This is a genomic window from Enterococcus sp. DIV0183 (assembly GCF_050541505.1).
In the GTDB taxonomy this organism is placed as follows: Bacteria; Bacillota; Bacilli; order Lactobacillales; family Enterococcaceae; genus Enterococcus; species Enterococcus faecalis.
The window spans coordinates 1,179,703-1,198,496 of sequence record NZ_CP172932.1; the positions used below are offsets into that span (position 1 = coordinate 1,179,703).

Sequence of the window (18,794 nt, forward strand, 5' to 3'; positions counted from 1 at the left end):
TTTAGGAACTTCAACAACCGAGAGACTTCATAAATAATTGAATTTTTACAGAAATGCGTTATACTTACTTTGAGTAAGTTATTTAATTTTTATGAAAGTAGGGGGAAATGATGCCGAAAACACGTGTAGAAGCATTTACAGATGCAGTGATTGCGATTATTTTAACGTTATTAATTTTAGAATTAAAAATTCCTGAAAAAGCAGATTGGTCTGCTCTGACTCAATCTGGACACAAAATCATTATTTATTTAATTAGTTTTGTTACTTTATTGATTTATTGGAACAATCATCATCATTTATTTCAAAGTGTCCGTAAAATTGATGGACGTGTCCTTTGGATGAATAATTTATTAATTTTGACGTTGACGTTTTTCCCGTTTGTTACTGGTTGGGTGGGTGAACATCCGTTTTCTTGGCCGCCACAAGCTTTGTATGGCTTAGTAGTATTAGGAGCTGATGTTGCTTATTATCTAGTGGTGCGGGCATTGATTCAGGCAAATGGGCCCAAATCCGAAGTACAACGTTTGTTTGGCCACTATCCAAAATTAACGCTTTCGATTGTGTTGAATATTATTGCGTTGATTGTGGGCAAACTGGTAGCGCCAATCGCTGTCCTGATTATTGATACGATTGTTTTAGTCATGTGGTTTATTCCTGAGCGAAAAGCAGAAATAAAGGAAATTTTAAAGTAGTTATTTTTTATTTATAACAAAAAAGTCATAAATCTTTTGACAAGAATGTCAAACTCCTCTATTATAAGAAGTGGATAAAAACTGAATAATTGTTAGGTGAGGCTCCTATTTGGACAAATGCTGCTGCCGCGAAAGGATCGAGAGACCCTTAGTTGGTTGAACAGGAATAATCGTGAAGGTTATTCATAATGTAGCTGATACATGTTATCTACGCCCTATAGTGCTAAAGCTCAACGATAGAGAATCTTATTTAAAGATGGTATTTTGGGACGTACTCTATTGTTGAGTAGGTCCTTTTTTGTGTGTTTGGCAAAAAAGCAATTATTCACTGGAAGTATAAATAAGAAAAAGAAAGGATGACTGTCATGGAAGACCCTGGAAGTGAACAGAGAAACAAAATACAGTCACCAACGAAAGGAGAAGATTTTAGCGCTCTTTTCGGCAGGTGACCACAACCTTGGAGGAAAAGAAAATGATGAACAAAAAAACAATGGATATGAGAAAAGCCACCAAAGATCAAGAATTACGTAAATTGGCGTTGCTTTCTGAACGGGAATTAATGATGGAATTACGGACATCTGAAAAAGGACTCTCGAATGAAGATGCCGAAAAAAGATTAGAGGAATTTGGACCAAACGAAGTTTCTGCACAAAAGCCAACCCCAGCAATTATTTTATTTTTAAGTGCATTCAAAGATCCGTTTGTCTATGTCTTAGCCTTATTGATGGTCGTTTCAACTTTAACGAAAGATTTCGAAGCCGCTATCGTGATGGGCGTGATGATTTTAGCCAGTGTCTTGATTGCTTTTATACAAGAATATCGTTCTCAAAAAGCGAGTTTGGATTTAAAAGAATTAATTGAAAACACCGCTGCAGTGACACGGGAAGGAATTACGAAAGAAATTCCAATGGACGAAATTGTTCCAGGAGACATTGTAACTTTAGCTACAGGAGACATGATTCCTGCAGATGCCGTGTTGATTTGGACCAAAGATTTATTCGTTAATCAATCGTCACTAACAGGTGAATCCATGCCTGTCGAAAAATTTTTGGATGCAGGTGTGGATCGTCAACAAACAGAGGTTTCTGCATTAGATATGCAAGACCTAGTGTTTATGGGCACAGATGTCTTGAGTGGACAAGGAAAAGCGATTATTTTAAAAACTGGGCAACATACATTTTTTGGTGATATTGCTAAAAATGCTACAACACAACGAGGAAAAACTAGTTTTGACTTAGGCTTAGCAAAAGTCAGCAAGTTTTTATTACGAATGGTAATGATTTTGTTTCCAATCGTTTTCTTGATTAATGGTTTAACTAAAGGTGCTTGGGGCGAAGCGTTTTTCTTCGCGATTGCCGTTGCAGTTGGTTTGACACCAGAAATGTTGCCAATGATTGTTACGAGTAACTTAGCCAAGGGTGCATTATCCTTATCGAAACATAAAGTCATTGTTAAAGAATTAGCGGCTATCCAAAATTTGGGTGGTATGGATGTGCTCTGTACAGATAAGACTGGAACGATTACCGAAGATCGTGTAGTTTTGGTTCAACATTTGAATCCATTAGGTGATTTGAGTGACGAGGTTCTAAATTTAGCCTACTTAAATTCTTCTTATCAAACAGGTTGGAAAAATTTAATGGATATTGCCGTTATTAATTTTTATGAAGAGCATCAATGGAAAACGCCGTTTAAAAATGTCACTAAAATTGATGAAATTCCTTTTGATTTTTCCAGACGCCGCTTAACGGTTGTCGTGAATGCAGATGATCATCAATTGATGATTACGAAAGGCGCCGTGGAAGAAATGGAAGAAGTGTGTACGCATGCGCAAATTAATGGCGAAATTGTACCATTAAGCACTGCTGTACGAGAAGAACTACGCCGAGTGAATGTTCAAATGAACAAACAAGGGATGCGTGTGTTAGCGGTAGCTGTAAAAAAAGATGTCCATAAAGAAGCAGTTTATTCAGTTGAAGATGAAAAAGAGATGACATTGATTGGGTTTATGGGTTTTCTTGATCCAGCAAAAGAGTCAGCTGTCAGCGCTATCCGCTCCTTACATGAACATGGTGTCAACGTGAAAGTGCTAACGGGCGATAATGACATTGTCGCCAAAAAAGTCTGTAAAGATGTAGGCATTGAAGTTTCCCATGTGTTATTAGGTTCTCAAATTGAAGCAATGACAGATGAAGAGTTGCGGGCGCAAGTAGAAGAAACTAATTTATTTGCCAAATTAAATCCGATGCAAAAATCTAAAATTATTGAATTGCTACAAGCAAAAGGTCATACGGTTGGTTTTATGGGGGATGGCATTAACGATGCACCAGCATTGCGAAAAGCTGATGTGGGCATTTCAGTAGATACTGCAGCCGATATTACTAAAGACGCTAGCTCGATTATTTTACTGGAAAAAAGTTTAAATGTACTGGAATCTGGTGTGATTGAAGGACGAAAAGTATTTAGCAATATGATGAAATATATTAAAATTACCATCAGTTCTAATTTTGGGAATGTCTTTTCAATTTTAGTAGCCAGTGCCTTTTTACCATTTCTACCAATGCTTTCCTTACAACTCTTGATTCAAAATTTGATTTATGATGTAGCTCAGTTGACAATTCCTTGGGATAATGTCGATGAAGAAGAGTTATTAAGCCCTGTTCGGTGGGAAACGAACGGACTAGCGAAATTTACGGTATGTATTGGCCCGGTAAGTAGTATTTTCGATATTCTAACGTATCTTGTCATGTGGTTTGTGTTTAGCGCCAATAGTTTGGCAACTCAACATTTATTCCAAACAGGTTGGTTTATGGTGGGACTTGTTAGTCAAACGTTAGTTGTTCATATGGTCCGGACGCGGAAAATACCATTCATTCAAAGTCGTGCGTCAATGCCTGTGATGTTAAGTAGTTTAGGCGCAATTTTACTCGGTTTCTTGATTGTAGCAACGCCTATAAGAGAGGTTTTTGACTTTGTGAAACTTCCGGCTAACTACTGGCCATGGTTCTTTGGAATCATCATTGCGTACATGTTAACTGTTGAAGTAGCTAAACGTTTATATATTAAAATTACCAAAGAATGGATTTAGTAAAATCTACTGAAAGAGAAGAGAATTTGCTAAGCTGTATTACTCGTTTTGCGAAAATTTGGTGATTTTAAGCAATGAATGTTCGTGATAAAACCTAAGGTAAAGTATTTGGCAAAAAAACGAGCCAAAAAAAATAAAAATTAACGAAAAAAAACTTTGTTCTCTAAAAAATAAAAAACCGCATGCTGAGTAGGTTACTCGGCTGACGGTTTTTATTTTTTGGTTTTTTCAAGATAATTTTCATGAAAACGCAAAGTTCGGAAATCAGATTACTAGCCAGCTCGGGGATGAGGGGGCTCGAATTAATAGAACTGTTATATAATATTTTCAAAATAGAATATAACAGTTAGGAGAAAAATAGTACAGAAGAAGCATGGAACAGAAACCGTTTTCTTGTTTGTGAAAATTATCACTAAACCGCAAAAACATGCGGTTTTGCTCTTTTGTGAAAAAATGAAGAAATTAGAGTTTTTTTCTTGCGCTTTTTCGAATTTAGTGATAATTTGTTAAGTGTAGTCGATAAAAAGTAATACAGTTTCGCACTCTGTTTTACTTTTATCGAAATTAAAGAAACGTAATAGAGAGGATTGTGTGACAAAATGGCAAAGGCTAAGAAACAAAAACCTATTGACTTTAAAGAGCTAATGGCTAAAGTCGACGCTGATTTCCCAACTTTCCAAATCTTGGATCAAGATGGAAAAATTGTGAATGAAGATTTAGTACCTGATTTATCGGATGAGGAATTAGTTGAATTAATGACACGCATGGTTTGGTCTCGTGTGTTAGACCAACGTTCTACTGCATTAAACCGTCAAGGACGCTTAGGATTCTTCGCGCCAACAGCTGGACAAGAAGCAAGCCAATTGGCAAGTCAATTTGCAATGGAAAAAGAAGACTACTTACTACCAGGTTACCGTGATGTACCTCAATTAGTACAACATGGTTTACCATTAAGAGAAGCTTTCTTATGGTCTCGTGGTCACGTAGCAGGGAACTACTACGCGGAAGATTTAAATGCATTACCACCACAAATTATCATTGGTGCTCAATACATCCAAGCAGCTGGTGTTGCTTTAGGATTGAAAAAACGTGGAAAAGAAAATGTTGTCTTCACTTATACTGGTGACGGCGGTTCTTCACAAGGGGACTTCTATGAAGCAATTAACTTTGCTGGTGCTTACCAAGCAAACGGTGTCTTCATTATCCAAAACAATGGTTTTGCGATTTCTACACCTCGTGAAAAACAAACAGCGGCTAAAACTTTAGCTCAAAAAGCTGTTGCAGCAGGAATTCCTGGTATTCAAGTTGATGGTATGGATCCATTAGCAGTTTACGCAATTGCAAAAGAAGCACGCGATTGGTCATCTGCAGGAAACGGTCCAGTTTTAATTGAAACATTAACTTATCGTTATGGTCCACATACTTTATCTGGAGACGATCCAACACGTTACCGTTCAAAAGAAATGGATGACGAATGGGTACAAAAAGATCCATTGACTCGTTTCCGTAAATATCTAACAGATAAAGGCTTATGGTCTGAAGCAAAAGAAGAAGAAATTATTGAAAAAACAAAAGAAGAAATCAAAGTAGCGATTGCAGAAGCGGATAAAGCGCCAAAACAAAAAGTTTCTGATTTCTTGAAAAATATGTTTGAAGTTCAACCTCAAACAATTAAAGAACAAATTGCATTTTATGAAGCGAAGGAGTCGAAATAAAAATGGCACAAAAAACTATGATCCAAGCAATTACAGATGCCTTAGCTCTTGAATTAGAGAAAGACGAAAATGTCTTAATCTTCGGTGAAGACGTTGGTAACAACGGTGGGGTTTTCCGTGCAACTGAAGGTTTACAAGAAAAATTTGGTGAAGACCGCGTCTTCGATACACCTTTAGCTGAATCTGGTATCGGTGGATTGGCTTTTGGTCTTGCCTTGCAAGGTTACCGTCCAGTTCCTGAAATCCAATTCTTTGGTTTCGTTTTTGAAGTATTTGACGAAATCGTTGGTCAAATGGCTCGTACGCGTTACCGTATGGGTGGAACTCGTAATATGCCAATTACTGTTCGTGCCCCATTTGGTGGTGGTGTTCATACACCAGAACTTCACTCAGATAACTTAGAAGGATTAATCGCACAATCACCAGGTGTTCGTGTTGTTATTCCATCAAACCCTTACGATGCAAAAGGACTATTAATTTCATCTATTCGTAGCAACGATCCAGTTGTCTACTTAGAGCACATGAAATTATACCGTTCATTCCGTGAGGAAGTGCCAGACGAAGCTTATGAAGTGCCTTTAGATAAAGCGGCTGTAACTCGTGAAGGAACAGACGTATCAATCATCACTTACGGCGCTATGGTTCGTGAAGCGATTAAAGCAGCTGATAGCTTAGCGAAAGACAATATTTCAGCAGAAATCATTGACTTACGTACAGTGGCTCCTTTAGATGTGGAAACAATTATTAACTCTGTTGAAAAAACTGGCCGTGTGGTTGTCGTTCAAGAAGCACAAAAACAAGCTGGCGTTGGCGCTATGGTTGTTTCTGAAATTTCTGAACGTGCCGTATTATCATTAGAAGCACCAATCGGACGTGTATCTGCTCCAGATACAATCTTCCCATTCGGACAAGCAGAAAATATCTGGTTACCAAATGCGAAAGATATCGAAGCAAAAGCTAGAGAAATCGTCGAATTTTAATAGTTATTCGAAGTAGATAAACGAAGAATTAAACAGGTGGATTACGGCTATAGGCATGAAATGTTCAGCTACTATAGTCGTTTCCCCGCGTTTTGCTCCTAAGAAAATAGACAGATCCAACGAAGAAGGGAAGACTTAAAAAATGGCTTATCAGTTTAAATTACCGGATATCGGTGAAGGGATTGCCGAAGGCGAAATCGTTAAATGGTTTGTGAAACCTGGCGATACAATCAACGAAGACGATACGTTATTAGAAGTACAAAATGACAAATCAGTGGAAGAAATTCCATCACCAGTAACAGGTACTGTAAAAAATATCGTTGTACCAGAAGGAACAGTTGCAAACGTTGGTGACGTGTTAATCGAAATCGACGCACCTGGTCACGAAGATAACGATGCAGCACCAGCAGCTCCTGCACAAGAACAAACACCAGCACAACCTGCTGCTGTACCAACAACCGAAGCAGCTGGCGGATTTTTCCAATTCAAATTACCAGACATCGGTGAAGGAATTGCCGAAGGCGAAATCGTTAAATGGTTCGTTAAAACGGGCGACACAATTAATGAAGATGATTCATTATTAGAAGTACAAAATGACAAATCAGTAGAAGAAATTCCATCACCAGTAACAGGTACTGTAAAAAATATCGTTGTACCAGAAGGAACAGTTGCCAATGTGGGTGACGTGTTAGTTGAAATTGACGCACCTGGTCATAATTCAGCAGCACCGGCAGCCGCAGCACCAGCTACTGACGCTCCTAAAGCGGAAGCATCAGCTCCAGCCGCTTCAACAGGCGTAGTTGCAGCCGCTGATCCAAACAAACGCGTTTTAGCAATGCCATCTGTTCGTCAGTATGCGCGTGAAAAAGACGTTGATATTACACAAGTAACTGCAACTGGTAAAGGTGGCCGTGTCATTAAAGCGGATATTGATGCCTTTGTTTCTGGTGGCTCTCAAGCAGCACCAGCTACTGAAGCTGCCGCAACAGAAGCAGCACCTAAAGCGGAAGCAGCTGCACCTAAAGCAGCGCCAAAAGCCTTTACTTCTGATTTAGGCGAAATGGAAACACGTGAAAAAATGACACCAACACGTAAAGCAATTGCTAAAGCAATGGTTAACAGCAAACACACTGCTCCTCACGTAACATTACATGATGAAGTAGAAGTTTCTAAATTATGGGATCACCGTAAGAAATTTAAAGATGTTGCTGCTGCAAATGGTACAAAATTAACATTCTTACCATACGTTGTAAAAGCATTGACTTCAACTGTTCAAAAATTCCCAATCTTGAATGCATCAATTGATGACGCAGCACAAGAAATTGTTTACAAAAATTACTTTAACATTGGTATCGCTACTGATACAGATCATGGCTTATATGTACCAAATGTTAAAAATGCTAATACGAAGAGCATGTTTGCTATCGCTGATGAAATCAACGAAAAAGCAGCATTGGCTATCGAAGGCAAATTAACTGCACAAGATATGCGTGATGGTACAATCACAATTAGTAACATTGGTTCAGTCGGTGGCGGCTGGTTTACACCAGTAATCAACTACCCTGAAGTTGCTATTTTAGGCGTTGGTACAATTGCACAAGAACCAGTTGTTAATGCAGACGGCGAAATCGTTGTGGGACGCATGATGAAATTATCATTAAGCTTTGACCACCGTATCGTTGACGGCGCAACTGCTCAAAAAGCAATGAACAACATTAAACGCTTATTAGCTGATCCAGAATTACTATTAATGGAAGGATGATTAACAAATGGTAGTAGGAGATTTCGCCATTGAACTAGATACAGTCGTAATCGGAGCTGGTCCTGGAGGATACGTTGCTGCAATTCGTGCCGCAGAAATGGGTCAAAAAGTTGCGATTATCGAACGTGAATACATCGGAGGCGTTTGTTTAAACGTTGGATGTATTCCTTCAAAAGCTTTAATTGCTGCTGGACATCATTACCAAGAAGCACAAGATTCTTCAACTTTTGGTGTAACAGCTAAAGGAGTCGAATTAGACTTTGCAAAAACACAAGACTGGAAAGATAACACAGTTGTAAAATCATTAACAGGCGGCGTTGGCATGTTATTGAAAAAACACAAAGTGGAAATTATTGAAGGCGAAGCATTCTTCGTTGACGAAAATACATTGCGTGTTATTCACCCAGACTCAGCACAAACTTACTCATTCAATAATGCTATTGTAGCAACAGGTTCTCGTCCAATTGAAATCCCAGGATTCAAATTTGGCGGACGCGTGTTAGATTCTACAGGCGGTTTAAACTTAAAAGAAGTTCCTAAAAAATTCGTTATTATCGGTGGCGGTGTCATCGGTGCTGAATTAGGTGGCGCTTATGCTAACTTAGGTTCAGAAGTAACAATTTTAGAAGGTAGCCCATCAATTTTACCAACTTATGAAAAAGATATGGTTAAAGTTGTCACAGACGACTTCAAGAAGAAAAACGTAACAATCGTGACTTCTGCAATGGCTAAAGAAGCTGTTGACAATGGCGATAGCGTCACTGTTAAATATGAAGTTAACGGAAAAGAAGAAAGTGTTGAAGCAGATTACGTAATGGTCACTGTTGGACGTCGTCCAAACACAGACGACTTAGGCTTAGAACAAGCGGGCGTTGAAATTGGCGAACGTGGTTTAATCCCAGTTGACAACCAAGGACGTACTAACGTGAAAAACATCTTCGCAATCGGCGACATCGTACCAGGTGCTGCGTTAGCGCATAAAGCAAGCTACGAAGCAAAAATTGCTGCTGAAGCAATTTCTGGTAAGAAAGTTGCAGTTGATTACAAAGCAATGCCAGCTGTTGCCTTTACTGATCCAGAATTGGCAAGCGTTGGTATGACTGTTGCAGAAGCAAAAGAAGCGGGAATCGAAGCAAAAGGCTACAAATTCCCATTTGCTGGTAACGGCCGTGCAATCTCTTTAGATAAAACTGAAGGATTCATGCGTTTAGTTACAACTGTAGAAGACAATGTCATCATCGGTGCACAAATTGCCGGTGTCGGTGCAAGTGACATGATTTCTGAATTAGCTTTAGCTATTGAATCTGGCATGAATGCAGAAGACATTGCTTTAACAATCCACCCACACCCATCATTGGGCGAAATTACTATGGATACAGCTGAATTGGCTTTAGGTTTACCAATTCATATTTAATAGTATCACTTTGTCGCACGACAGATATAATGCGCCTTTTGCACTTGTTGCATTAGCCACAGCAAGAGCAAAAGGTGTAAAAAAACAACGACTTCTAGGAGTCGTTGTTTTTTTATGCTCTGTTCTTTCTTTTACGGTATTTAAGGGGTGTTTCACCCGTTTCTTGTTTAAAGATCCGGACAAAATAGCTATCTTCAACAAACCCTAAATCTTCACTGATTTGGGCGATCGTTTTATCTGTCTCCAAAAGAAGCTGTTTAGCCCATGTGATTTTTAATTGTCGATAAAATTGACTAAAGGGAATACCAAACTCCTCTTTTAATAAACGACTTAAATACGTCGGCGTCAAATGAACAAGGTCTGCCAGTTCTTGTAAATTTAAACGCAGCGATTTGTTTTCCCAAAGGGCATCTAAAACCGGTTGTAATTGCTTATTTTTAGTTTGATAGGCACTTGAAGGAGTTAATTGAGCAGTTAATAAAGTTTGTTGAATATCTTTTTGGATCATATTCAATGGCTCCAGCTCTTCTTTTCGCGAACTAATCTGTAAGGATTGTTTGTACGTATTGATTAAATAATCTTTTTTGATGGCTTCAGAAATAATATATTGGCTTAGATCAGCGATTAATGTCGCGCTCTTTTCTAAGTCTGCTAGTTCTAAAACAGGGTATTGTTGATACAGCTCTTGGTGTGTTACTAAAAATTCTTGAATGAAGGCATCATTCATGGTTAAAACCTGTTCTAACTCTTCTTGGTGATCTTCGAGCAAAACTTCACCAGCCATAATGGCTCCTACATACTGGTCATCAACAATAATGGGGATGGCCATATCAACGATGTTAAAGTGACAACGGTAGATAAAAGGCTGACCAGTGCGAACAGCTTCCAAGCCACCACGAGCATCACATTTTTCACAAAGTTTCGAGAGCTCAGGGGAGTGACGTACCAGTTGGCAAAAGGGTTGAACTTGACTATGTTTCGTCACAGGACGACCTTTATAATCGACTAAAATAATGGCTAAACGAGTGCTTAAGGCCAATGATTCTTGCAATTTTTCCCACTTTTCTAAATCTAAAATATTTTTTAATTCTACAGTCATAAGGCAATCCTTCAATCTAAAGTTTAAAAATCATAATATTTTATTATTTCACAAAATAATTCTATCATTTTTTGCAAGAAAACGATACCAAAAGTTCAATGCTTTTTTGATGAAAGCGTTTTATACTATGTAAGTAAACAAAATATAGGAGGCTATCAACATGAGAAAAGCATTGATTTTACCAACGAAATATGTTCAAGGGGAAGATGAATTACTAAACTTAGGTTACTTCGTTTCAACTTTTGGAAAAAAAGCGTTACTAATTGCAAATCCTGCTGACGTTGATCGTGTACGTCCACAATTGGAAGAAACAGCGAAAAAGTTTGACATTACCTTCGTAGAGGGTGGCTTTAGTGGAGAAGTAACGCGTGAAGAAACAAAGCGATTGCAAAACGTTGGACAAAAAGAACAAGCAGACTGTATCATTGGTTTAGGTGGCGGTAAAGCAATCGATGCTTCAAAAGTCGTAGCGGAAGGTGAAAACTTAATTATTGTACCAACGATTGCGGCTCAAGATGCACCAACTTCGCATTCAGCTGTACTATATCATGAAGATGGCTCATTTGATGATTATGCTTACTTTAAACAAAGTCCAAGCGTCGTGATGGTTGATACAAAAGTGGTTGCCAAAGCGCCAACTAGATTTTTAGTTGCTGGAATGGGGGATGCCTTATCCACATATTTTGAAGCACGCGCAACACACAATTCATATTCTCGGGTTAATGCTAGTTTGCCAATGGGTTCAAGAGAAGGCTTAACGTCTGCTGCTAGCGGCACATATGCAGCTTTGGCCATGGCAAAACTTTGCTGGGAAAACCTACAGGAAGATGGGTTAAAAGCGAAATTAGCTTGTGATGCAAACGTGGTTACTGAATCATTGAATAAGATTATCGAAACAAATATCTTACTTTCAGGCTTAGGTTTTGAAAGTGGTGGTTTAGCTGCAGCGCATGCGATTCATAACGGTATGACAGTCTTACCTGGTGCGCACAGTTATTTACATGGTGAAAAAGTAGCCTTTGCAACGATTGCACAACTTGTATTAGAAGATGCAGCAAAAGACGAATTAGAAGCTGTTTTAGACTTTAGCGCTTCTGTAGGTTTACCATTAACGCTTTCAGACATTGGTGTCGATGAAATCACTTATGAAGAAGCGTTGGAAGTAGCCAAAATTGCTTGCATTCCAGAAGAATCAATTCATTCAATGCCATTCCCAATTGTCGTTGAAGAAGTAGCGAATGCAATCATTGTTGCAGATAAAGTCGGACAAGAATATAAAACAAGACATAAATTAGATTAAGGAAGTGTCCACATGAAAGCAGATATTTTACTCGTTTCACATAGCAAAATGATTACAGATGGTATTAAAGAGATGATTGAACAGATGAATGCCAGTGAAGAAATTACGATTCATTCACTTGGTGGCACATCAGATGGTTCATTAGGTTCAGATCCAATGAAAATCATTGACACGATTAACGAAGCGGACTCTGACCGAGAATTTTTAATTTTTGCCGATTTAGGCAGTGCCGTTTTAAGTTCAGAATTAGCTTTTGATATGCTAGAAGAAGACCAACAGAAACATTATCATTTAGTCGATGCACCATTGGTTGAAGGTGCCTTTGCGGCAGCAATTACTGCAGGTGTCTCAGATGATTTGACGCAAATTTTAGCAGAAGCTCAAAATGCTGGTAAGAAAGGGTGGAACTAAATGAAAAAAATTATTAATGAACCTGGTAAAATTGTCGAAGAAATGCTCCAAGGAATTGTGAAAAGCTATGGAAACCTTGTTCATCAAGTCGAAGATTCTCGCGTGATTGCTCGCAACGACTCAAACAAACAAGTTGGGTTAGTATCTGGTGGTGGAAGTGGTCATGAGCCTGCACATGCTGGGTTTGTTGGTGATGGAATGTTAAATGCCGCAGTTTTAGGTGATGTCTTTACTTCACCAACACCAGATCAAATTTTAACAGGGATCCAAGCGGCAGACCAAGGGGCCGGTGTTCTGTTAATCGTAAAAAATTATACAGGCGATATTTTGAACTTTGAAATGGCCAAAGATATGGCTGATATGGAAGACATCCATGTAGAAATGGTCGTTGTCGATGACGATATTGCTGTCGAAGATAGCACCTATACCGCTGGGAAACGCGGCGTTGCCGGGACTGTTCTTGTCCATAAAATTTTAGGACATCATGCCCGCCAAGGTGCTTCTTTAGAAGAGCTCGTTTCTTTAGGAGAAAAGATTGTAGCAGCCACGAAAACAATTGGAGTGGCTTTAAAAGCAGCCACTGTGCCTGAAGTTGGCAAACCAGGTTTTACTTTACCAGAAGATGAAATTGAATTTGGCGTAGGGATTCACGGAGAACCAGGCTATCGTCGTGAAAAAATCCAACCATCGAAAGAGTTAGCGAAAGAATTAGTTGAAAAAATATTAAGTAGCTATGAACAACAACCACAAACAGTGGGGGTACTTGTCAATGGCATGGGCGGCACGCCATTAATGGAACAATTTGTATTTATGAACGACGTGCTAACATTATTAGAAGATAAAGGTGTTCAAGTGACCTTCCATAAAGTGGGTAACTATATGACGTCTATTGACATGCAAGGATTATCTTTAACGATGATTGACTTGGCGACAAAAGACTGGCAAACAGCGCTAGAAAGCAATGTAACAACAATTTCTTGGTAAGGGTGATAAAAGATGGACTTAACAGTAAAAGACATTCAAACATGGTTAGACAATTATTCAAAAGTTATCGAAGAAAAAAAAGACTATTTAAGTGAATTAGACACGCCGATTGGTGATGGGGATCACGGTAACAACATGGCTCGTGGTATGGCTGAATACAAAATTGCGTTTGACAAAAAAGTACCAACAACAATCACGGAGACATTTAAAGTCCTATCCATGGCTTTGATTTCAAAAGTTGGCGGAGCTTCCGGTCCTTTATATGGTACTGCGTTTATGAATATGACTAAAGCGACAAAAGATTTGGAAACCATCAGTTCGCCAGAGCAATTAAAAGAAATTGTTCAGCAAGGTCTAGCTGGGATTCAGATGCGCGGCAAAGCTGAACCAGGAGATAAAACGATGGTTGATGTCTGGGCACCTGTTGCTGAAGTAATTGGAACGGAACAATTTAATGAAGAAAAAATTGAACAATTTGCTGAAGCAACAAAAGATTGGGTGGCGAAAAAAGGACGTGCCTCTTATTTAGGGGAACGAGCAATTGGTCATATTGATCCAGGAGCAGCATCTAGTGCATTATTATTTGAAGAACTAGTCAAAGTAATCAATCAATAACAGTGAGAAAAAAGTTTAGCAAGTGCCTCTCTTGAAGCGCTTGCTAAACTTTTTTATAAATAATGGTTTCTTTTGTTCATCTATGGGATAATTTAAGTAACAAAAAATAACAAAGATAGACAAATGGGGGATTTAAAGATGAAAAAGCATGTGATTGTGGGATGTTTATTAATCGTTAGCTCAATGTTTGTAAGTGCTTGTGGAAATTCGTCAGACGTGACCACGGAAAAAACCAGTGTCACAAAACAAGTCGAAGCTACGGGACAAAGCACATCCTCTTCTGCAGACCAAACCAAGTATGATGCCATTATTACAGAAGCTAAAAAGTTAACGGCAGAGGGGCAATATAAAGAATCAGAAGAAAAATTAGCTACGATCCCTGTTAGCGATTTAGGGAAACCACACTATTCGATCGTTAAAGAAACGGTTGAGAAACTAAATAATCAAAATAATGAAGGCTTAAAAAGACAAGAAGAAGTCGCGGTTGAAAAGCAAACGAAGTCGAGTCCGGCACCAACGGAATCACTTAAACCAATTCCAGATGAATTTGCTAAATGGGCAACCACGTATCTTTTTTATTATCCACGAGGAGATCAAAAGCAAGCGGGGTTAATCATTGAAGCGAATGGAGCGGTCACGCAGACGAATACGAATGGCGAAATTTACACAGGAAAAGCCGAAATAAGTGGAGCTTCGGGCACTATTTTAAGTTATGATACGACTAGTTATCGCCCGACGACCCAACCAGCTACAAAATCGATTACTCCAAATGTTAAAATCACTGTTACTTGGAACAATGGCGGCGGTGTTGATGTTTATTATGGCTACGTTTCTTATTCACAACGTTTAGCTTTGACAGATGGTATCGCCGTGACAGACGGGGTCAAAGAAGTTTGGCTTTCATAAAAAGAGCTAGACATTCAAGTTTTTGCTTGAATGTCTAGCTCTTTTGTTGATTGAATCGGGGGATTTAAATACTTAGTTTCGATAAGAACGAACGGTATTATTAATAGCAGAAATACTATATTTTAATTCATCTTCTAACGTTTGATCAATGTCTGTGTCTAAAGTTTCTGCAAACATGGCTTCATATTCAGCGATAGAAAGTTCTGTCCGATTATCCAGGAGTGCTAAATGAGTTTCTTTTTGTAAATGATTTTGATAACCAGCTACTAATTCACCAGTGAAAAATTCAGCGACAGCACCAGAACCATAACTGAATAACCCAATTTGATTGCCTGCGGTTAAAGTCGTTGCATTTTCTAAAAGGGAAATGAGTCCCAGATAAAGTGAACCCGTATACAAGTTTCCTACGCGACGACTATAGACGATGCTTTCTTCATAACGGGCTAAAATTCGTTCCTGTTCTGCTTCAGTTTGGTCGGAGATTTTTGCTAATAAGGCTTTTTTGCCCATTTTTGTGTAAGGAATATGGAACGCTAAAGCATCATAATCTGCAAAATCAAGACCGGTTCTTTTTTTATGTTCATCCCAGACTTGGGCAAAAGATTGGATGTAGGTTTCGTTTGACAAAGGACCATCGACCATAGGATACGGATGGCCTGTTGGACGCCAAAAGTCATAGATATCTTGCGTCAGCATCACATTATCCTCTTTTAAAGCCAAGATGCGCGGTTCACTAGCAACTAACATTGCAACCGCCCCAGCTCCTTGTGTAGGCTCACCGCCAGAATTTAATCCATATTTTGCAATATCTGCTGCTACAACCAAGACTTTTTTATCTGGATGTAAGGCTACGTGATTCTTAGCTAACTGTAAGCCTGCTGTTGCTCCGTAACAAGCTTCCTTGATTTCGAAAGAGCGAGCGAAAGGTTGAATCCCCATTAAACGATGTAAGACAACTGCGGCCGCTTTTGACTCATCGATACTGGACTCAGTCCCGACAATCACCATATCAATGGCCTCTTTATCTTCTTTGGTCAAGATCGCTTCTGCGGCATTGGCTGCAAATGTCACAATATCTTGGCTGATTGGGTTCACCGCCATTTGGTCTTGCCCAATACCAATATGAAATTTTCCAGGGTCTACATTTCTGGCTTCAGCCAGTGCCGTCATATCAATATAATAAGGGGGCACAAAAAAACTAATTTTATCAATCCCAATTGTCATTTCTTTAACTCCTTTACGATAAATAGATTCATTATATAAAATAGCACGAAATGAACCAAAATGGGGAATTTTTGTATTAACTTCATAGATTATTAAAAAATATCTTATAAGTCTGTTAACATTCAGTAATTGGCACTTGTGATTCTGGGATTTTATGATATATTTCAAGATGGAGGTGCATTTAGTTGAAAACAGTAGTTATTATTGATGCATTACGAACACCAATTGGAAAATATAAAGGCAGCTTAAGTCAAGTAAGTGCCGTAGACTTAGGAACACATGTTACAACACAACTTTTAAAAAGACATTCCACTATTTCTGAAGAAATTGATCAAGTAATCTTTGGAAATGTTTTACAAGCTGGAAATGGCCAAAATCCCGCACGACAAATAGCAATAAACAGCGGTTTATCTCATGAAATTCCCGCAATGACAGTTAATGAGGTCTGCGGATCAGGAATGAAGGCCGTTATTTTGGCGAAACAATTGATTCAATTAGGAGAAGCGGAAGTTTTAATTGCTGGCGGGATTGAGAATATGTCCCAAGCACCTAAATTACAACGATTTAATTACGAAACAGAAAGCTATGATGCGCCTTTTTCTAGTATGATGTACGATGGGTTAACGGATGCCTTTAGTGGTCAAGCAATGGGCTTAACTGCTGAAAATGTGGCCGAAAAGTATCATGTAACTAGAGAAGAGCAAGATCAATTTTCTGTACATTCACAATTAAAAGCAGCTCAAGCACAAGCAGAAGGGATATTCGCTGACGAAATAGCCCCATTAGAAGTATCAGGAACGCTTGTGGAGAAAGATGAAGGGATTCGCCCTAATTCGAGCGTTGAGAAGCTAGGAACGCTTAAAACAGTTTTTAAAGAAGACGGTACTGTAACAGCAGGGAATGCATCAACCATTAATGATGGGGCTTCTGCTTTGATTATTGCTTCACAAGAATATGCCGAAGCACACGGTCTTCCTTATTTAGCTATTATTCGAGACAGTGTGGAAGTCGGTATTGATCCAGCCTATATGGGAATTTCGCCGATTAAAGCCATTCAAAAACTGTTAGCGCGCAATCAACTTACTACGGAAGAAATTGATCTGTATGAAATCAACGAAGCATTTGCAGCAACTTCAATCGTGGTCCAAAGAGAACTGGCTTTACCAGAGGAAAAGGTCAACATTTATGGTGGCGGTATTTCATTAGGTCATGCGATTGGTGCCACAGGTGCTCGTTTATTAACGAGTTTAAGTTATCAATTAAATCAAAAAGAAAAGAAATATGGAGTGGCTTCTTTATGTATCGGCGGTGGCTTAGGACTCGCTATGCTACTAGAGAGACCTCAGCAAAAAAAAAACAGCCGATTTTATCAAATGAGTCCTGAGGAACGCCTGGCTTCTCTTCTTAATGAAGGCCAGATTTCTGCTGATACAAAAAAAGAATTTGAAAATACGGCTTTATCTTCGCAGATTGCCAATCATATGATTGAAAATCAAATCAGTGAAACAGAAGTGCCGATGGGCGTTGGCTTACATTTAACAGTGGACGAAACTGATTATTTGGTACCAATGGCGACAGAAGAGCCCTCAGTGATTGCGGCTTTGAGTAATGGTGCAAAAATAGCACAAGGATTTAAAACAGTGAATCAACAACGTTTAATGCGTGGACAAATCGTTTTTTACGATGTTGCAGACGCCGAGTCATTGATTGATGAACTACAAGTAAGAGAAACGGAAATTTTTCAACAAGCAGAGTTAAGTTATCCATCTATCGTTAAACGCGGCGGCGGCTTAAGAGATTTGCAATATCGTGCTTTTGATGAATCATTTGTATCTGTCGACTTTTTAGTAGATGTTAAGGATGCAATGGGGGCAAATATCGTTAACGCTATGTTGGAAGGTGTGGCCGAGTTGTTCCGTGAATGGTTTGCGGAGCAAAAGATTTTATTCAGTATTTTAAGTAATTATGCCACGGAGTCGGTTGTTACGATGAAAACGGCTATTCCAGTTTCACGTTTAAGTAAGGGGAGCAATGGCCGGGAAATTGCTGAAAAAATTGTTTTAGCTTCACGCTATGCTTCATTAGATCCTTATCGGGCAGTCACGCATAACAAAGGGATCATGAATGGCATTGAAGCTGTAGTTTTAGCTACAGGAAATGATACACGCGCTGTTAGCGCTTCTTGTCATGCTTTTGCGGTGAAGGAAGGTCGCTACCAAGGTTTGACTAGTTGGACGCTGGATGGCGAACAACTAATTGGTGAAATTTCAGTTCCGCTTGCTTTAGCCACGGTTGGCGGTGCCACAAAAGTCTTACCTAAATCTCAAGCAGCCGCTGATTTGTTAGCAGTGACGGATGCAAAAGAACTAAGTCGAGTAGTAGCGGCTGTTGGTTTGGCACAAAATTTAGCGGCGTTACGGGCCTTAGTCTCTGAAGGAATTCAAAAAGGACACATGGCTCTACAAGCACGTTCTTTAGCGATGACGGTCGGAGCTACTGGTAAAGAAGTTGAGGCAGTCGCTCAACAATTAAAACGTCAAAAAACGATGAACCAAGACCGAGCCATGGTTATTTTAAATGATTTAAGAAAACAATAAAAAAAATAGT

Annotated in this window: 14 protein-coding genes and 1 riboswitch; of the genes, 12 read left to right on the forward strand and 2 right to left on the reverse strand. The window is 39.0% G+C overall.

What is annotated here, in order from left to right; genetic code table 11:
• Positions 1 to 110: 110 nt before the first annotated feature.
• From IGK72_RS05905 to lpdA, 6 genes are all read left to right on the forward strand, one after another.
• Positions 111 to 692, forward strand: a complete 582-nt coding sequence (locus IGK72_RS05905) for a TMEM175 family protein (RefSeq protein WP_002392546.1) — start codon at positions 111 to 113, stop codon at positions 690 to 692.
• An 81-nt stretch (positions 693 to 773) separates the two neighbouring features.
• Positions 774 to 941, forward strand: a riboswitch (M-box (ykoK) riboswitch).
• A 223-nt stretch (positions 942 to 1,164) separates the two neighbouring features.
• Positions 1,165 to 3,777, forward strand: coding sequence for a magnesium-translocating P-type ATPase (gene mgtA / locus IGK72_RS05910; protein ID WP_080480218.1), 2,613 nt, complete (start codon positions 1,165 to 1,167; stop codon positions 3,775 to 3,777).
• Between the two features lie 599 nt (positions 3,778 to 4,376).
• On the forward strand, positions 4,377 to 5,492 hold the full coding sequence (pdhA, locus tag IGK72_RS05915) for a pyruvate dehydrogenase (acetyl-transferring) E1 component subunit alpha (protein ID WP_023895303.1): 1,116 nt from the start codon (positions 4,377 to 4,379) through the stop codon (positions 5,490 to 5,492).
• Between the two features lie 2 nt (positions 5,493 to 5,494).
• Complete coding sequence (locus IGK72_RS05920) at positions 5,495 to 6,472, forward strand: alpha-ketoacid dehydrogenase subunit beta (RefSeq protein WP_002357767.1); 978 nt, start codon at positions 5,495 to 5,497, stop codon at positions 6,470 to 6,472.
• Positions 6,473 to 6,614: 142 nt separating this feature from the next.
• Positions 6,615 to 8,234, forward strand: a complete 1,620-nt coding sequence (locus IGK72_RS05925; RefSeq protein ID WP_070415879.1) for a dihydrolipoyllysine-residue acetyltransferase — start codon at positions 6,615 to 6,617, stop codon at positions 8,232 to 8,234.
• 7 nt (positions 8,235 to 8,241) lie between these two features.
• Positions 8,242 to 9,648, forward strand: a complete 1,407-nt coding sequence (gene lpdA, locus IGK72_RS05930) for a dihydrolipoyl dehydrogenase (RefSeq protein ID WP_002357765.1) — start codon at positions 8,242 to 8,244, stop codon at positions 9,646 to 9,648.
• Between the two features lie 112 nt (positions 9,649 to 9,760).
• Here lpdA and IGK72_RS05935 read toward each other — a convergent pair whose 3' ends face one another.
• Positions 9,761 to 10,747 (reverse strand): PocR ligand-binding domain-containing protein, encoded by a 987-nt coding sequence (locus IGK72_RS05935; protein WP_002382271.1) that lies wholly within the window; start codon positions 10,745 to 10,747, stop codon positions 9,761 to 9,763.
• 160 nt (positions 10,748 to 10,907) lie between these two features.
• On the opposite strand from IGK72_RS05935, the gene IGK72_RS05940 reads away from it, so the two are divergent.
• The 5 genes from IGK72_RS05940 to IGK72_RS05960 all read left to right on the forward strand — a co-directional run bounded on the left by IGK72_RS05940 (position 10,908) and on the right by IGK72_RS05960 (position 14,963).
• Positions 10,908 to 12,047, forward strand: coding sequence for a glycerol dehydrogenase (locus IGK72_RS05940; RefSeq protein WP_070415878.1), 1,140 nt, complete (start codon positions 10,908 to 10,910; stop codon positions 12,045 to 12,047).
• A gap of 12 nt (positions 12,048 to 12,059) precedes the next feature.
• Complete coding sequence (gene dhaM / locus IGK72_RS05945; protein WP_002357762.1) at positions 12,060 to 12,458, forward strand: dihydroxyacetone kinase phosphoryl donor subunit DhaM; 399 nt, start codon at positions 12,060 to 12,062, stop codon at positions 12,456 to 12,458.
• The gene (gene dhaK / locus IGK72_RS05950) at positions 12,459 to 13,442 is read left to right on the forward strand and encodes a dihydroxyacetone kinase subunit DhaK (protein ID WP_016627135.1); all 984 of its coding nucleotides are present in this window, start codon (positions 12,459 to 12,461) and stop codon (positions 13,440 to 13,442) included.
• Positions 13,443 to 13,454: 12 nt separating this feature from the next.
• Entirely contained in the window at positions 13,455 to 14,057 is a 603-nt protein-coding gene (dhaL, locus tag IGK72_RS05955) for a dihydroxyacetone kinase subunit DhaL (protein WP_010707623.1), read from the forward strand.
• Positions 14,058 to 14,180: 123 nt separating this feature from the next.
• The gene (locus IGK72_RS05960) at positions 14,181 to 14,963 is read left to right on the forward strand and encodes a hypothetical protein (RefSeq protein ID WP_031324353.1); all 783 of its coding nucleotides are present in this window, start codon (positions 14,181 to 14,183) and stop codon (positions 14,961 to 14,963) included.
• Between the two features lie 72 nt (positions 14,964 to 15,035).
• On the opposite strand, the gene IGK72_RS05965 is transcribed toward IGK72_RS05960, so the two are convergent.
• Positions 15,036 to 16,187 (reverse strand): hydroxymethylglutaryl-CoA synthase, encoded by a 1,152-nt coding sequence (locus IGK72_RS05965; RefSeq protein ID WP_002361740.1) that lies wholly within the window; start codon positions 16,185 to 16,187, stop codon positions 15,036 to 15,038.
• Between the two features lie 185 nt (positions 16,188 to 16,372).
• Here IGK72_RS05965 and IGK72_RS05970 point away from each other — a divergent pair, with 185 nt between their 5' ends.
• Positions 16,373 to 18,784, forward strand: a complete 2,412-nt coding sequence (locus IGK72_RS05970) for a hydroxymethylglutaryl-CoA reductase, degradative (RefSeq protein ID WP_023895300.1) — start codon at positions 16,373 to 16,375, stop codon at positions 18,782 to 18,784.
• Positions 18,785 to 18,794 lie beyond the last annotated feature (10 nt).

Excerpts from the sequence above, each read along its gene's own strand:
- IGK72_RS05905 (WP_002392546.1), top strand. The coding sequence starts at position 111 with ATGCCGAAAACACGTGTAGAAGCATTTACAGATGCAGTGATTGCGATT.
- mgtA (WP_080480218.1), top strand. The coding sequence starts at position 1,165 with ATGATGAACAAAAAAACAATGGATATGAGAAAAGCCACCAAAGATCAA.
- pdhA (WP_023895303.1), top strand. The coding sequence starts at position 4,377 with ATGGCAAAGGCTAAGAAACAAAAACCTATTGACTTTAAAGAGCTAATG.
- IGK72_RS05920 (WP_002357767.1), top strand. The coding sequence starts at position 5,495 with ATGGCACAAAAAACTATGATCCAAGCAATTACAGATGCCTTAGCTCTT.
- IGK72_RS05925 (WP_070415879.1), top strand. The coding sequence starts at position 6,615 with ATGGCTTATCAGTTTAAATTACCGGATATCGGTGAAGGGATTGCCGAA.
- lpdA (WP_002357765.1), top strand. The coding sequence starts at position 8,242 with ATGGTAGTAGGAGATTTCGCCATTGAACTAGATACAGTCGTAATCGGA.
- IGK72_RS05935 (WP_002382271.1), bottom strand. The coding sequence starts at position 10,747 with ATGACTGTAGAATTAAAAAATATTTTAGATTTAGAAAAGTGGGAAAAA.
- IGK72_RS05940 (WP_070415878.1), top strand. The coding sequence starts at position 10,908 with ATGAGAAAAGCATTGATTTTACCAACGAAATATGTTCAAGGGGAAGAT.
- dhaM (WP_002357762.1), top strand. The coding sequence starts at position 12,060 with ATGAAAGCAGATATTTTACTCGTTTCACATAGCAAAATGATTACAGAT.
- dhaK (WP_016627135.1), top strand. The coding sequence starts at position 12,459 with ATGAAAAAAATTATTAATGAACCTGGTAAAATTGTCGAAGAAATGCTC.
- dhaL (WP_010707623.1), top strand. The coding sequence starts at position 13,455 with ATGGACTTAACAGTAAAAGACATTCAAACATGGTTAGACAATTATTCA.
- IGK72_RS05960 (WP_031324353.1), top strand. The coding sequence starts at position 14,181 with ATGGGGGATTTAAAGATGAAAAAGCATGTGATTGTGGGATGTTTATTA.
- IGK72_RS05965 (WP_002361740.1), bottom strand. The coding sequence starts at position 16,187 with ATGACAATTGGGATTGATAAAATTAGTTTTTTTGTGCCCCCTTATTAT.